General features: G+C 71.8%; 12 protein-coding genes and 1 pseudogene. 6 read left to right on the forward strand and 7 right to left on the reverse strand.

The features are described 5' to 3' along the window. Nucleotides 1-79: 79 nt before the first annotated feature. From K1J60_RS24125 to K1J60_RS24135, 3 genes and pseudogenes are all read right to left on the reverse strand, one after another. A pseudogene (locus K1J60_RS24125) lies at nucleotides 80-1,590 on the reverse strand (MFS transporter). Between the two features lie 53 nt (nucleotides 1,591-1,643). Further along, nucleotides 1,644-2,615, reverse strand: coding sequence for a zinc-binding dehydrogenase (locus tag K1J60_RS24130; protein ID WP_220648001.1), 972 nt, complete (start codon nucleotides 2,613-2,615; stop codon nucleotides 1,644-1,646). 80 nt (nucleotides 2,616-2,695) lie between these two features. Then, a complete protein-coding gene (locus K1J60_RS24135) occupies nucleotides 2,696-3,937 on the reverse strand; it encodes an FAD-dependent oxidoreductase (protein ID WP_220648002.1) in 1,242 nt (413 codons plus the stop codon). Between the two features lie 188 nt (nucleotides 3,938-4,125). On the opposite strand from K1J60_RS24135, the gene K1J60_RS24140 reads away from it, so the two are divergent. After that, complete coding sequence (locus tag K1J60_RS24140) at nucleotides 4,126-4,794, forward strand: pentapeptide repeat-containing protein (protein ID WP_220648003.1); 669 nt, start codon at nucleotides 4,126-4,128, stop codon at nucleotides 4,792-4,794. 171 nt (nucleotides 4,795-4,965) lie between these two features. Here the strand turns inward: K1J60_RS24140 and K1J60_RS24145 are convergent, their stop codons facing one another. Continuing rightward, the gene (locus K1J60_RS24145; protein WP_220648004.1) at nucleotides 4,966-5,466 is read right to left on the reverse strand and encodes a hypothetical protein; all 501 of its coding nucleotides are present in this window, start codon (nucleotides 5,464-5,466) and stop codon (nucleotides 4,966-4,968) included. Between the two features lie 7 nt (nucleotides 5,467-5,473). Here K1J60_RS24145 and K1J60_RS24150 point away from each other — a divergent pair, with 7 nt between their 5' ends. After that, nucleotides 5,474-6,964 (forward strand): M1 family metallopeptidase, encoded by a 1,491-nt coding sequence (locus tag K1J60_RS24150; protein ID WP_220648005.1) that lies wholly within the window; start codon nucleotides 5,474-5,476, stop codon nucleotides 6,962-6,964. A gap of 102 nt (nucleotides 6,965-7,066) precedes the next feature. On the opposite strand, the gene K1J60_RS24155 is transcribed toward K1J60_RS24150, so the two are convergent. Next, the gene (locus tag K1J60_RS24155; protein ID WP_220648006.1) at nucleotides 7,067-8,143 is read right to left on the reverse strand and encodes a bifunctional GNAT family N-acetyltransferase/NUDIX hydrolase; all 1,077 of its coding nucleotides are present in this window, start codon (nucleotides 8,141-8,143) and stop codon (nucleotides 7,067-7,069) included. Between K1J60_RS24155 and K1J60_RS24160 the strand changes: the two genes are divergently transcribed. After that, a complete protein-coding gene (locus K1J60_RS24160) occupies nucleotides 8,142-8,438 on the forward strand; it encodes a hypothetical protein (protein ID WP_259407890.1) in 297 nt (98 codons plus the stop codon). The two genes, K1J60_RS24155 and K1J60_RS24160, sit on opposite strands and share 2 nt — an antisense overlap. Nucleotides 8,439-8,581: 143 nt before the next feature. Here K1J60_RS24160 and K1J60_RS24165 read toward each other — a convergent pair whose 3' ends face one another. Continuing rightward, a complete protein-coding gene (locus tag K1J60_RS24165; protein ID WP_005486352.1) occupies nucleotides 8,582-9,157 on the reverse strand; it encodes a TerD family protein in 576 nt (191 codons plus the stop codon). Nucleotides 9,158-9,446: 289 nt separating this feature from the next. On the opposite strand from K1J60_RS24165, the gene arfB reads away from it, so the two are divergent. Next, the gene (arfB, locus tag K1J60_RS24170) at nucleotides 9,447-9,875 is read left to right on the forward strand and encodes an alternative ribosome rescue aminoacyl-tRNA hydrolase ArfB (RefSeq protein ID WP_033525966.1); all 429 of its coding nucleotides are present in this window, start codon (nucleotides 9,447-9,449) and stop codon (nucleotides 9,873-9,875) included. A 124-nt stretch (nucleotides 9,876-9,999) separates the two neighbouring features. Here arfB and K1J60_RS24175 read toward each other — a convergent pair whose 3' ends face one another. Next, nucleotides 10,000-10,521 carry a flavin reductase family protein gene (locus K1J60_RS24175; RefSeq protein WP_259407891.1) on the reverse strand — a complete coding sequence of 174 codons (522 nt, stop codon included), beginning with the start codon at nucleotides 10,519-10,521 and terminating at the stop codon, nucleotides 10,000-10,002. A gap of 502 nt (nucleotides 10,522-11,023) precedes the next feature. Between K1J60_RS24175 and cdgB the strand changes: the two genes are divergently transcribed. Together cdgB and K1J60_RS24185 are read left to right on the forward strand one after the other, a co-directional pair. Then, nucleotides 11,024-12,772, forward strand: coding sequence for a diguanylate cyclase CdgB (gene cdgB, locus K1J60_RS24180; protein WP_220648007.1), 1,749 nt, complete (start codon nucleotides 11,024-11,026; stop codon nucleotides 12,770-12,772). A 212-nt stretch (nucleotides 12,773-12,984) separates the two neighbouring features. Beyond that, nucleotides 12,985-13,968 (forward strand): CBM35 domain-containing protein, encoded by a 984-nt coding sequence (locus K1J60_RS24185; RefSeq protein ID WP_220648008.1) that lies wholly within the window; start codon nucleotides 12,985-12,987, stop codon nucleotides 13,966-13,968. The last annotated feature ends 17 nt before the right edge of the window (nucleotides 13,969-13,985 follow it).

Raw genomic sequence — 13,985 nt, forward strand, 5'->3', positions numbered from 1 at the left:
GCGCATGGCATTGGTGAGGGGGGCGGCCTTGTCGGGCCGCCCCCTCCGGGGTGTTGATCGGTGAGCGTCTGGCCGGTCCTCAGGTCGTCGTGGGCTGCGGTGCGGTGGCGCGGTTCGGGGCCTTCGCCGTGATCATCGTGGCGGCGACGGTGGCCGCGAGGAGGAGGATGCCGGCGGCCCACCAGAGCGCGACGGTGTAGCCGTGGACGACGCTTTCGCGGACGGCGGCCGGGGTGTGGCCGTGGGCCGCGAGATAGACCGCGCCGGTGGTGGTGGCGATGGTGTTCAGCAGGGCCGTGCCGAGGGAACCGCCCACCTGCTGGGCGGTGTTGACCGTCGCGGAGGTGACGCCCGCGTCGTGCGGGGCGACCCCGGCGGTGGCGGTGGAGAAGACCGGCATGAAGGTCATGCCCATGCCCAGGCCCATCAGGATCAGCGCCGGGAGGACGCCGGTGGCGTACGACGAGTCGACCGTGAGGCGGGTCAGGATCAGCATGCCGGTCGAGGCCAGCAGCGCGCCCGGGACCATCAGCCGCCGGGGCGGCACGCGCTGCATCAGGCGGGCCGAGATCTGGGTCGAGCCGGTGATGATCGCGGCGGTGAGGGGGAGGAAGGCCAGCCCCGTCCGCACGGGTGAGTAGGCGAGGACGACCTGGAGGTAGTAGGTCATGAACAGGAACATCCCGAACATGCCGGCGGTCGCCAGGGAGATCGTCAGGAAGCAACCCGCCCGGTCGCGGTCCCTGACGATGTGCAGCGGGAGCAGGGGGTGCCGGGCCGCGCGCTGCCGCAGGACGAAGCCGGTGAGCAGCGTGACGCCCGCCGCGAGGAGGACCAGGACGCGGGTGTCCGTCCAGCCGCGCGGCTCGGCCTCGCCGAAGCCGTGGACGAGGGCGACGAGGCCGGCGGAGCCGAGGAAGGCACCGGGCACGTCGAGGCGGACGCCGGTGCGGTCCGGGCGGTCGTGGAGGAGGACGGTCGCGCCGACGAGGGCGACCACGGCGATGGGCACGTTGACGTAGAGGCACCAGCGCCAGTCCAGGTACTCGGTGAGCAGCCCGCCGGAGATCAGGCCGATCGCGGAACCGCCGCCCGCGATGGCACCGTAGATGCCGAACGCCTTTCCGCGTTCCGTCGGGTCCGCGAAGGTGGTGGTGAGGAGGCTGAGCGCGGAGGGGGCGAGGACGGCGGCGAAGACGCCCTGGAGTGCGCGGGCCGCGAACAGCGTCCCGGAGGTGCCGGCCGCGCCGCCGAGCGCCGAGGCCGCGGCGAAGCCGACGAGCCCGACGACGAAGGCCCGCTTGCGTCCCACCAGGTCGCAGACGCGCCCGCCGAGCAGCAGCAGTCCGCCGAAGGCGAGGGTGTACGAGGTGATCACCCTCCCCCACTGCCTTAAGGGCGTGGGGGGACCCCCAGCCGGCTCCCGTCGCTCATCCCCAGGTCCCGCTGGGCGGAGGGCAGCGCGATGTTCACGATCGTCGCGTCCAGGATCACCATCAGCTGGGCGAGCGCGATGACGACGAGGGCCCACCAGCGGCGGGGGTCGGGGGTGCCGGGGGTGTCCGGCGCGTGGGCGGTGGTCGGGGGCATGTCGCGGCCGGGGCTCGGGGGTGTGTCGCGGCCGGGGCGGGTCGTGGGGGCGGTCACGGCTCCAGCACCACCTTGCCGGTCGTGCCGCGGTCTTCCAGGGCGCGGTGGGCGGCGGACGCCTCGGCGAGGGGGAAGCGGTGGACGGCCGGGGTGAGGCGGCCGGCGGCGGCCTCGGCGAGCGCGCGGAGTTCGAGGGTGCGGATGGGGTCGGGGCCGCCGGCCCTGCGGCGCATCTCCTCGCCGAGGACCGTCTCGGAGAGACCCTCCACGACGTAGGGGCCGCCGTCCTTGATGCCGTCCGCCGACCAGCCGAAGACCAGGTGCCTGCCACCGGGGGCGAGCAGGGCGACGGATTCTCGTGCCGCCGCTCCTCCGACGCCGTCGAAGACGATCGTGGCCTTGCCCCGGTACGCCGCGAGCTTCTCCGGCCAGGCCGGGTCGGTGTAGTCGACGGCCAGGTCGGCGCCGTTCGCCGCCACGCGGGCCGTCTTGGTGGGGCCGCCGGCGAGGCCGATCACCGTGGCGCCCGCGTTCTTGGCGTACTGCACGAGGAGTGTGCCGATTCCGCCGGCGGCGGCCGGGATCACCACCACGTCGTCCGGGCCGAGTGCGGCGAAGAGGAGGATCCCCATCACCGTACGGCCCGTCCCGATCATCGCGACCGCCTGTGCGAAGTCGAGGTTCTCCGGTATCTCGTGCAGTCGTTCGACCTCGGTGACGGCCAGTTCGGCGTAGCCGCCGGGCACGAAGCCGAGGTGGGCCGTGACGCGCCGGCCGAGCCATACCTCCGGGACGCCCTCCCCGAGCGCCTCGACGACTCCGGCGACCTCGCGGCCGGGGATCGTGGGCAGTTCCGGCGCCGGTCCCGGTCCCGGAGCGCCCTCGCGGAGGGCCGCGTCGAGCAGGTGGACCCCGGCCGCGGCGACGGCGATACGGACCTGGCCCGGCCCGGGCTCGGGATCCGCGACCTTCTCGTACGTCAGGTTCTCGGCCGGACCGAAGGCGTGCAGACGGATGGCGTGCATGGAGGGGCCCCCTTGAGCGATGTCGTTCTCGCGTGGCGTGTGTTCGCCCGGTTTCGCTTGGCGGACCCCAGCCTCCGACCTCAAGCATGCTTGAGGTCAAGGGTGTTCCTCGACCTTCTGCCGAGGGCCAGCGAGACGGCCGCGAGGGCGCTGTTGAACGACACCTCCGAGAGCACGCCCGGCGCCGCTACCTGGTCGCCCGCGAGATACACGCCGTCGCCCCGGTCCACGGCGGGGCGGTCGCGCCAGCTGGTGCCGACCGGATCGACGGCGCCCGTACGGCCGTTGGCGGTCGCCTCGCGCCGCCAGGTGACGCGGTCCCGCCAGCCGGGGTAGCCCAGGTCGAGCAGGTGTTCGGCGCGGGCGATGCCGTCCGCCCGGGACTCGTGCGGACCGATCGGGAACTGTCCCTGGAGCAACTGCTCGCCCGCCGGGGCCAGGGTGCGGTCCTGGGCCGTGAACCGCTCGATCCAGCCGGGCGCGTCCAGGTCGGAGACCGCGAACGCGTCGCCGCGGCGGGTGCGGACGGCGAGGTCGAGGAGCGCGGTACGGCCGCTCGGCCAGGTCAGCGAGTCGTCCTTGAGCAGGCGGCGGGCCGCGTCCAGGGAGGTGGCGACGATGATCGGGCCGGTGCCGACGCGGGTGTGGGTGCCGTGGCCGCCGGTGCCGGTGCCGGTGAGGGCGTCGAGGCTGTCGACGCGGCTGAGGGTCTCCATGCGGACGCCGAGGTTCCAGGCGCGGGCCGCCATGCGGTCGATGACGCTCGCCCAGCCGCCTCGCGGGTAGTGCGCCTCCGGCGGCAGCTTCGTGGCCCGGCGCAGCCGTTCCTGTACGAACGCGGCGGACAGGGAGCCCGGGTCGTGGTGGAACAGCGCCACGGCCGCGTAGTTGGCGGCGGCGCGTGCGGCCTCCTCGCCGGCCTGTTCGGTCGCCCAGGTGAGGAAGTCGACGTCGACGGGCGCGGGCCGGCCCATGCGGCGGGGACTGAGGAGCTTGAGCATCGCGAACGGCGGGGTCCGGCGCAGGACGCCCTTGTGGTGCAGGCGCAACCGGGAGGTCTCCAGGGGCGGGAGGGGCGCGAGAGGCCCGATCAGGTCCCGTTGCGCCAGCCAGGTCCAGTGGGGGCCGCCGTTGTACAGCGCGTGCGGTCCCTCGTTCGTCCGGTACGGCCCCTCGGCGGTCCGCGCCCGGCCGCCGAGCGTGTGGTGCGCCTCGTGGACGGTGACCCGCGCGCCCGCCTCGGCGGCGGTGATCGCCGCGGTGAGCCCGGCGAAGCCGCCGCCGATGACGGTGAGGGGGGTGGGGGGTCGGGTGGCGTGCATGACGGGGCTCCCTCGGGTCGGTGTCCGTCAGCCGGTTGCGCGGCTGCGCGGCTGTGTGGCTGTGTGGCTGTTCGCGGGTACGACGGATCGAGGGCGCCGGGATGTGACATGGGGCTGCGGGGGCGGTGGCCGGGCGCGTTTTCGTGCAGGTCAGGGGGCTTGTCAGTGGTGGGGTGCACGATGAGGGGATGGTGAGGGCGAGGTCGGTGGTGAAGGCGGCGCGGCGGCCGGAGGTGCGGTTGCCGGTGCTGGAGGCGTTCGCGGGCGGGGGGTTGGAGCCCGACGGGGACTATGACGGGCTGGAGTTCCGCGAGGAGGACCTGGGCGGGCAGGACGGTGGGGGTGCCCGGTTCATGGACTGCGCGCTGACGGGGTGCGCGCTGGACGAGACGCGACTGCACCGGGCCCGGGTGCTCGACTCCGTCCTCACGGGGATACGGGGGATCGGGACGAATCTGGCCGAGGCGACGTTGCGGGACGTCGAGCTGGTGGAGGCTCGGCTCGGTGGGGTGCAGTTGCACGGGGCCGTGCTGGAGCGGGTGCTCGTGCGCGGGGGGAAGATCGACTTCCTCAATCTGCGTGAGGCGCGGCTGAAGGATGTCGTGTTCGAGGACTGTGTGCTGGTCGAGCCGGATTTCGGGGGCGCGCGGCTGGAGCGGGTCGCGTTTGTGGGGTGCGCCCTGAAAGGGGTCGACCTGAGCGGGGCGAGTCTGGTGGACGTGGATCTGCGGGAGGCCGCGTCGGTGGAGATCGCCCGGGGGGTGGATCGGTTGTCGGGGGCGGTGATCAGCGCGGCGCAGTTGATGGATCTGGCGCCGGTGTTGGCTGGGGAGATGGGGATTCGGGTGGAGGGGTGACGTGAGTGGGGGGTGGGGGTGAGTGAGGGGGGGCCGGTGGGACTTGAGGCTGGGCCGCTTTGAGTCCGTCCGCGGGTTCGGTGGGGGCTGGTCGCGCAGTTCACCGCGCCCCTTTCGGGCCTCCGCCCCTCAGGGGAGAGCGCAGGGCGCAGCTCCTGCTGCCTGACCGCCCTACGGAACCCTCGGGAAGCGGGCCTGGAGGGTCCAGATCGCCGGGTTCTCGGCCAGGGCGTCGTGGAGGTCGCAGAGGTCGGCGATCACGTCGTGGAGGAAGTCGCGGGCCTCACGGCGGAGCTCGGCGTGGGGAAAGGTCAGCGGTGGTTCCTCGGCCGGCATCCAGTCCGACTCGACGTCCACCCACCCGAAACGGCGCTCGAAGAGCATGCGGTCGGTGGACTCGGTGAAATCGAGTTCCGCGTACTGGGGCCGGGAGGCGCGGGAGCCGGCCGGGTCCTGGTCGAGCTGTTCCACGATGTCGCACAGCGCCCACGCGAAGTCCAGCACCGGCACCCATCCCCAGGCTGTGGACAGCTCCCGGTCCGCCTTGGTGTCGGCGAGGTACACGTCACCGCAGAACAGGTCGTGCCGCAGCGCGTACACGTCCGCGCGGCGGTAGTCCGTCTGCGGCGGATCGGGGAAGCGGTTGGAGAGGGCATAGCCGATGTCGAGCACGTAGGCGATGGTGTCATGTCCTCATAGGATCGCCGTCGTGTCCCGATCCGCACGGGTTGTCCCGGCCGCGCTCCTCGCCGTCGCGCTGGCCCTCACACTCACGTCGTGCACCGACGGTGGCGGCGAGGCCGGGAGGACCAAAGGCTCCGCCGGCCTCCGGGACCCGTACTTCCCTCAGCTCGGCAACGGCGGGTACGACGTCACCCACTACGCCCTCACCCTCGGACACGATCCCGGTGCGCGGGCCCAGCTGCGGGCCACCGCCGTCGTCACCGCGCGGGCGACGCGGGACCTCGGCTCCTTCAACCTCGATCTCCGGGGGATGGACGTCGCGTCGGTCGCCGTCGGGGGCGTGGCGGCGCGGTGGAGGCGGGCGGGGCAGGAGCTGACCGTCATTCCTGAGCAGGGGCTTGACGCAGGGGAGACGTTCCGGACGACCGTGCGTTACTCGGGCACCCCGGTGACCATCACCGACCCGGACGGCTCCCGGGAGGGCTGGCTGCCGACCGCCGACGGCGTCCTCGCGCTCGGCGAACCCACGGGCTCGATGGCCTGGTTCCCCGGCAACCACCACCCCTCCGACAAGGTGGCCTACGACATCACCGTCACCGTCCCCGAGGGCCTGCGGGCCGTCTCCAACGGGGAGCTGACGCGCGAGTCCACCCGCGACGGCCGTACGACCTTCTCCTGGCACACCGCCGAACCGATGGCGAGCTATGTGGCCACCCTCGCGATCGGCAGGTACGAGATCCGCCGCTCGACGGTCGAGGGCCTGCGGCTGCCCGTCTACGTCGCGGTCGATCCCTCCCAGGTCGAGGAGAGCCGGGCGGTGCTCGGGCGGATCCCCGAGGTCATCAGGTGGGCAGAGGGGAGGTTCGGTCCGTACCCCTTCTCTTCCACCGGGGCGATCGTCGACCGGCCCGGGGATGTCGCGTACGCGCTGGAGACCCAGAACCGCCCCGTCTTCCCCGGCGCTCCCGATCTCTCGCTCCTCGTCCACGAACTGGCCCACCAGTGGTACGGCGACTCCGTCACCCCGAAGAGCTGGCGGGACATGTGGCTCAACGAGGGGTTCGCCACCTACGCCGAGTGGCTGTGGGAGGAGGACCACGGCGGCGACAGCGCCCAGGAGATCTTCGACGCGCTGTACGAGGGCGACCGCCAGGACGCGGCCGACGACGAGGCCGACGACGCGGCCGACGACGAGGCCGTCTGGGACTTCCCGCCGGCGAAGCCGCCGAGTGCCGCCCGTATCTCCGACAGCCCGGTGTACGAACGCGGGGCCATGGTGCTGCACAGGATCCGCCGGGCCGTCGGCGACGACGCCTTCTTCGGACTGCTCCGGGGCTGGGCGGCCGAGCACCGCCACGGCAACGCCGACACGACCGACTTCACCGCGTACGCGGAGGAGTTCGCGGCGAAGGCGGCTCCGGAGGCCGACCTGACCCCGATCTGGGAGGACTGGCTGTACGGGGACGGGAAGCCGCCGAAGACCTGAGGAACAGGGAGAGAAAGAGGGAGAGAAAGAGGGGGCGAGAGAGGGCGAGAGGGGGACAGGAGGCAGGGCGCAGGGGGCAGGGAGCCTGAGGCCGGGGTGTGGTCACGGCGTGGGTGCGGCTCCTGCGCCGTCGGCCGGCTCGAACGCCGCCAGCAGGTGCGCCAGGTCCGGCGGCCAGACCGGCTCCGCCGCCGGGTCGGCGAGTTCCGCGGGGGTCCACCAGCGCCAGGTCAGGATGCCCTCGTCGGCGCGCGCGGTGGCGAGGAGGCCGCCGACCGGTGCGCGGCGTGGGCCCCGTGCCACGTAGACCGTCTCGTGCTGACGTACGGGGATGTCGCAGCGGGTGAAGTCGTGCTCCCAGGTGCACAGCAGGGCGCCCGGCTCCAGGTCCGTCCAGCCCGTTTCCTCGCGCAACTCCCGCGCGGCACCCTCGCGCGGGGTCTCGCCCTCCTCCAGGCCGCCGCCCGGCAAGGCCCAGTGCAGGCCCACCTCGGAGTTGTGGTACTGGAAGAGGAAGACGGCGCCCTCCGGTTCGAGTACGGCGATCCGGGCGGCCCGGCGTGGCGTACGCAGCGTCTTGCGCAACACCGTGCAGGGGCACCCCAGTTGACGGTCCCGGCGGTGTTCGACGACCTCGTAGCCGAGGGAGGTCCAGAAGGACAGAGCGCCCGGGTTGTTGTCGAGCGCCGCCAGCCGGACGGCGGCCCGCCCCGCCTGCCGGAAGCGTTCCTCGACGAGGGCGGCCAACTGGCTTCCGTACCCTCGGCGTTGGGCCGTCGCGTCGACGAGGAGCAACCCGATCCACGGGTCCGGGTCGGCCGGATCGGGATGCCGCGCGAGGGTGATGGCGACCCCGACGAGCCGACGAACGCCGCCCCTCCCGCCGCCGCCCCCCTCGCCTGCCCCGCCCTCAACCTGTCCCTGCCCTTGTGAACCCTGCCCCTGCGCTTTCCCCTGGCCCTCGCTTTCGCGTGCGAGCAGGATCTCCACGTCCGGGTTGGCCAGCTCCATCCCCAGCGCCGCGGCCACCTGTTCGGGGCGGATGTCGTCCGCGTCCGGGAAGTCACCGCTCAGGGCGTAGAAGTCGCGGTTGGAGGCGTGCAGGGCGGTGAGTTCGGCGAGGAGAGGGCCGGGGATGGTTCCGTCCTCGGCGGTGCGGAGGGGTTCGAGGAGCAGCATGCCCCGCACGGTATCGATCGGGTCTGACACGGATCTACGGATCTACAGTGCCTCCTGGCGAACCTTCGACATCGCGGCGCACACGCTGTTCGTCGTGGGCAGTCCCACCGCGTTCCGCGAGCACGGCACCGCGCTGCGCGGCCTCGTCGACCAGGCGCCGTCGTTCCCGTACCGGTATCCGCACGCGGGACACTTCTGCGTCGAGCTGGACCCCGGGCCCTGGTCACGGATACGGAACCGGCGGCGCCTCCCCGCGACGCTGCACATCCAGTACTCCGCCGACTGGCGCGTATGACGCCAGGCCCCGCTCACCGGCCGTAGGACGCGAGTTCCGTCGACCGGCCCGTACGACGCCGAAGGCCCCGCCGTGTCGTGGCGGGGCCTTCGGTGAGGTGCGGCGGGGCGGGGCGTCGGCCCCGGACGGCCGGTGCCGAGAACTCAGACGTTGACGCCGAAGTCCTGGGCGATGCCGACGAGACCCGAGGCGTAACCCTGGCCGACCGCGCGGAACTTCCACTCGGCGCCGTTGCGGTACAGCTCGCCGAAGACCATGGCGGTCTCGGTGGCGGCGTCCTCGGAGAGGTCGTAGCGGGCGATCTCGGCGCCGCCGGCCTGGTTGACGATGCGGATGTAGGCGTTGCGGACCTGGCCGAAGTTCTGCGAGCGGTTCTCGGCGTCGTAGATGGAGACCGGGAAGACGATCTTGTCGACGTCGGCGGGGAGGCCCGCCAGGTTGACGTTGATCGCCTCGTCGTCGCCCGCGCCCTCACCCGTGCGGTTGTCGCCGGTGTGGACGATCGTCTGGTCCGGGGTCTGCTTGTTGTTGAAGAAGACGAAGTGGCCGTCCGAGTAGACCTTGCCCTGCGGGTTGACCGCGATCGCGGAGGCGTCGAGGTCGAAGTCCGTGCCGGTGGTGGTGCGGACGTCCCAGCCGAGGCCCACGGTGACGGCGGTCAGGCCCGGAGCCTCCTTGGTGAGCGAGACGTTGCCACCCTTGGACAGGCTTACAGCCATGGTTGGGAGTCCTTCCCTCGTTACGTACGTGCCTTACGGGCTTCGTGCCGGGGACGAAGCTACCTGTACCCCTATGAACGTCGGGAGGGGCGCCAGAGGTTCCAGCGGTTTTTACTTTCTTTACTCATGGCCTCCCGCCTCTGTCCGCTCCGTCTGTCCGTCTGTCCGCTCCGTCTGTCCGTCTGTCCGTCTGTCCGTCTGTCCGTCTGTCCGTCTGTCCGTCGCGAGTCTGGCCGGGCGCGGTGAAAACGGCGTGACGTGGACCGGACATTCGCGCGACCATGGGGGCATGTCCGGTCCTTACGTCATCCGTGGCTCCGTCTCGCTCCCCGAGGCCGAGCTCATCTGGCGTTTCTCCCGCTCCTCCGGCCCCGGCGGACAGCACGTCAACACCAGTGACTCGCAGGTCGAGCTGCGGTTCGACCTCGCGAACACCGAGGCGCTGCCCGAGGTGTGGAAGGCGCGGGCGCTGGAGCGGCTCGCGTCGAGGCTCGTCGACGGGGTGGTCAGCGTCCGCTCCTCCGAGCACCGTTCGCAGTGGCGCAACCGGGAGACCGCCGCCGTACGGCTGGCCGCGCTGCTCGCGGAGGCGACCGCGCCGCCGCCGAAGCCGCGGCGGGCGACCCGTATCCCGAGGGGGATCAACGAACGGCGGCTGCGGGAGAAGAAGCAGCGCTCCGACACCAAGCGGGGTCGGTCGGGTCGGGACTGGGGCTGAGGGCTGTCACATCGGTGCGCCGTGACGCGTCGGGAGAGTCGCGTCGGGGGAGTGCTGACGTGTCACGTCACGACGAGGGAAAGCCGCCGATCGACCTCTGGTCTCTGGTCCTGACGGGCTCGGCTTACGGGGACAGCTGCCTGTAGCGGCCCCGGAAGTGTGTGAGCGGGCCTGTGTCCGTGCCCGCGGAGGTCGGGGAGGTCGCGCTCAGGACTCTGCCGATGACCAGGGTGTGGTCGCCGGCCGCCACACGTTGCTCGGTGCGGCATTCCAGGGTGGCGAGGGCGCCGTCGATCAGAGGGGCGTCGCTGGTGCTGCCCCGGGTGTGGGGGACGGAGTCGAAGAGGAGGCGGTCGCTCACGCGGTTCTTCATGGCGAAGCGGGCCGCGACGGTGCGCTGGTGGTCGGAGAGGACGGAGACCGCCCACAGGGGCTGCTCGGCGAGGAGGTCGTCCATGCGGGAGCCCTCGCGGAGACTCACCAGCACGAGGGGTGGGTCGAGGGACACGGACATGAAGGAGGTGGCCGTCATGCCGACGTCTTCGCCGCGCGGCCCGTCCGGGTCCAGCGCCGCCTCGTGCGCGGTCACCAGGACCACACCCGCCGCCAGTCGGGACATCGCGGCACGGAACTCGTCTTCACTCACCCCCTCAGCATGCCCGGAGGGGAGGGAACCGTCGGCGGCCGGGGTGCGCTCGGCGACGGGCGCGTTTGCGAGAGGAACGGTCTTCGGCACGCTCGCACGCTAGCCCGCGGCCACGGGCCCCCACATCGGTCCGGGGTCCGACCCCACCCCCGGACCTGCGGCCTAGGACGGCCGCCGGAGGCGTCGATCGGCCCCGCTCAACCCCCGCTCAACCCCGCTCACAGTGCCTACACAGAGTTCTGAATTCTGTTCAGGAAGCGCACGGGGGAAACGCATAAACTCCACTCAATTGCTCATCTTCCGTTGTGACTTGAGTCACAGGAGCCATATTTTGTTGACCCTGTGTACCGAGTGGGCTTCGCGCTGTGATTCAGTGGCGGGGAAGCTGGAACCTGTAAGCGGGAACTGTAAGCGGTTGTAAGCCCGCGAGTTAAGCACGCCGGGCAGGTTACGCAGGTTACCTGGAGCCTGGAGCTGCCACGAGATCTCGGGGGGAGGGCGAATGGAGACCGAGTCGGAGCCCTACGTCCGTCTGACGACGCTGCGGCAGCTGCACCAGGTGATGGCGGACATGAACACCGCGCGCAGCCTGGCCGACACGCTGCAGACCGTCGCCGACGGTGTGGTCAACGGCCTGGGCTACGAACTGGCCTGCGTGAACCTCGTCCGTCCCGACGGCGACCTGGTCGTCGCCGCCCTCTCCGGGAACAGCGCCGCCGAGGCCCTGATCACCGGGCGTGTCGGCTCCCGCGCCTCCTGGGACCGCCGGCTGAGCATGGGCGAGGCCTGGGGCGACCTGCGGTTCATACCGCACACCGAGGGCTGGGTGCTCGACGAGGACGACGTGCCCCAGTGGTACACCGACGGCCCCGCGCCCCGCTTCGAGGACGAGTGGCACCCCTCCGACCGGCTCTTCGCGCCGATGTACACCCCGGGCGCCGGTGGCGCCTCCTGCGGCGAGCTGCTCGGTGTCGTCTCCGTGGACCGGCCGCGGAACGGTCGCCGACCGGGCGCGTGGGGACGCGAAGCGCTCCAGATGTACGCCTTCCAGGCCGCCATCGCGATCAGCAACGCTCGGCTGCGCGCCAACATGCAGCGTGCACTGGTCAGGCTCGAAAGGGAGCAGCAGGCGCTGCGCGCCAGCGAGGAATCCTTCCGGCAGGCGTTCGAGTACGCCCCGAGCGGTATGGCCATCGCCGAGATGGGCGGCGACCAGCACGGCCGGATCCTGCGGACCAACGACGCCCTGTGCCGGCTGCTGGGGCGGCCCGCCTCCGCCATGCGGCGATACGCGTTCTCCGACCTCGTCCACCCCGAGGACATAGGCACCCTGCTGCGCACCTCCGCCGAGGGCGGACGCGCCGAGCTGCGGCTCGGGCGCCGCGACGGGACGTACGTGTGGGTGTCGCTGCGCAACAGCGTGGTCGCGGACGCCGCCGACGGGCCCCGCTTCCTGCTCACCCACGTCGAGGACATCGAGGAGCGCAAGCGGCGCGAGCTCCAGCTCGCGCACCGGGCCTCGCACGACGCCCTCACGGGCCTGCCGAACTCCGCCGAGCTGCGCTCGCGCCTCTCCGCCCGTCTCTGCCAGCGGCCCCAGTCCCTCCCGGCAGGCGCGGCGGCCGACTCGATGAACGCGGCCTTCGGGCAGTTCGGTGAGCAGGTGGACGGCGGCGGGCACGGGGAGTTCGGGGAGTTCGGCGCCGAGCAGGCGGCGCGGCTGCCGCACCCGTCGTTCGACGCGTACGAGGCCGCCGGGCACGCCTTCGACTTCCACGCGGCCGGTGGGCCGTACGACGCCTTCGACCACCATGTGCACACCGTCGCGCCCGAGAACGAGCGGGACGACGGGACCAAGGGGCTCGCGGTGCTCTTCTGCGACCTCGACGGGTTCAAGTCGATCAACGACCGGTTCGGGCACAACGCGGGGGACGCCGTCCTCATCGAGGTGGCCCGGCGGCTCAGCCGGGGCGTGCGCGACGGCGACACCGTGGCCCGGCTCGGCGGTGACGAGTTCGTCGTCCTCGCCGACGGGCTCGGCCGCGCGGACGCCCAGGACCTCGCCGTACGCCTGCGCAACGAGATCATCCAGCCGATTCGCGTCGACGGTCGCGCGATGCGTGTCGGTGCCAGTTTCGGCATCGGATGGGCCCACTGCGGAATGACGGCGGACGAGGTGTTGAAATCAGCTGACGAGCGGATGTACGTCGAGAAACGATCTCGTCCCAGACAGCACAGGCGGGCCGGATAGCCCCCCGTGTGACAGTGGAGACACCCGGGCAGAAGCCCAGGTCAGCGGCCCATGGCGGCTGAAAGGCGCCTGGTCGGTGGTGTGCCGGTCCGGCGATGAGGTCCGAGTCACCCGTTTGGGTCACTGCGAGCGGGTAGGCTCGCTCTCCTACACCCCTACGCACCAACCCGCCACCCGTACCGCATGTACCGCACCGCTGAGGAGACCTAGGGATGACGCCCGGCAACAACGGCGCGAGCACGCCCGAGGACGACGACCCGTTCGGCTACCTCTACGCCGACGGACAGGCCCGAGGAGCCCAGCCGCCCACCGGGAGCTACGGCTACCCGAACGCGGTCAACCGGGTGCGACCGGTCGGCGAGCGGCAGTACGGGCAGCAGACCCAGCAGGCCCCGCAGGCAGCCACCGCGCAGTACGGGCAGGTCCCGCAGCAGGGATACGGCCAGCCGCAGGGCGCCCCCGGCCAGCCGAACGCGCACTACCAGGCCCCCGAGAGCTTCTCCGGCGGTGCCCCGACGACGCGTCAGCAGGGATACGGCAACGGCGGGGGCGGCGGCCGGGGCCGTGGCCCCAACACCAAGGGCCTCCTCATCGGCGCGATCGCCGTGGTGGCCGCCGTGGTGATCGGCATCAGCGTCGCCATGCTCGGCGGCGACGACTCCGACAACGCCTCGGGCAACGACACCGGCGCCTCCACCGGCCCCACCACCCAGGAGAGCACCGACCCCAGCCCGTCGGCCAGCAAGTCCAAGGACGCGGAGACCGCCGAACTCCCCAAGGCCGAGGCCAAGACCCTCCTCCTCGGCGGCAACGCGGCCATCGCCTCCGACGTCCCCGGCGCGAAGTCGGAGGGCGGGTTCTATGTGGGGAACTTCAACTCGGTCGGCTCGTCCATCACCTGGAAGGTGGAGGACGTCCCGGCGGGCGGCAAGTACACGCTCTACGTCATCTACGGAGTCCCGGGCAAGAAGGCCGACGCCACCCTCACGGTCAACGGCACGGCCCAGACCCGCCCGCTCAACCTGGACAACTTCGCCAAGGGCCCCGAGGGCGACTACGAGAAGGGCTGGACGAACACCTACGCGTCCATCCAGCTCAACAAGGGCAGCAACGAAGTCAAGATCTCCTGCGAGGACGGCAACTCCTGCGACGTCAACTTCGACCAGCTGTACCTGGAAAAGGGCTGGAAGAGCTGACGTCCGCTCGCCGGAGC

The organism is Streptomyces akebiae (assembly GCF_019599145.1).
Taxonomy (GTDB): domain Bacteria; phylum Actinomycetota; class Actinomycetes; order Streptomycetales; family Streptomycetaceae; genus Streptomyces; species Streptomyces akebiae.

Bases quoted from the DNA above. Each gene is read 5' to 3' on its own strand.
- K1J60_RS24130 (WP_220648001.1), bottom strand. From the start codon at position 2,615: ATGCACGCCATCCGTCTGCACGCCTTCGGTCCGGCCGAGAACCTGACG.
- K1J60_RS24135 (WP_220648002.1), bottom strand. From the start codon at position 3,937: ATGCACGCCACCCGACCCCCCACCCCCCTCACCGTCATCGGCGGCGGC.
- K1J60_RS24140 (WP_220648003.1), top strand. From the start codon at position 4,126: ATGGTGAGGGCGAGGTCGGTGGTGAAGGCGGCGCGGCGGCCGGAGGTG.
- K1J60_RS24150 (WP_220648005.1), top strand. From the start codon at position 5,474: ATGGTGTCATGTCCTCATAGGATCGCCGTCGTGTCCCGATCCGCACGG.
- K1J60_RS24160 (WP_259407890.1), top strand. From the start codon at position 8,142: ATGCCCCGCACGGTATCGATCGGGTCTGACACGGATCTACGGATCTAC.
- K1J60_RS24155 (WP_220648006.1), bottom strand. From the start codon at position 8,143: ATGCTGCTCCTCGAACCCCTCCGCACCGCCGAGGACGGAACCATCCCC.
- K1J60_RS24165 (WP_005486352.1), bottom strand. From the start codon at position 9,157: ATGGCTGTAAGCCTGTCCAAGGGTGGCAACGTCTCGCTCACCAAGGAG.
- arfB (WP_033525966.1), top strand. From the start codon at position 9,447: ATGTCCGGTCCTTACGTCATCCGTGGCTCCGTCTCGCTCCCCGAGGCC.
- cdgB (WP_220648007.1), top strand. From the start codon at position 11,024: ATGGAGACCGAGTCGGAGCCCTACGTCCGTCTGACGACGCTGCGGCAG.
- K1J60_RS24185 (WP_220648008.1), top strand. From the start codon at position 12,985: ATGACGCCCGGCAACAACGGCGCGAGCACGCCCGAGGACGACGACCCG.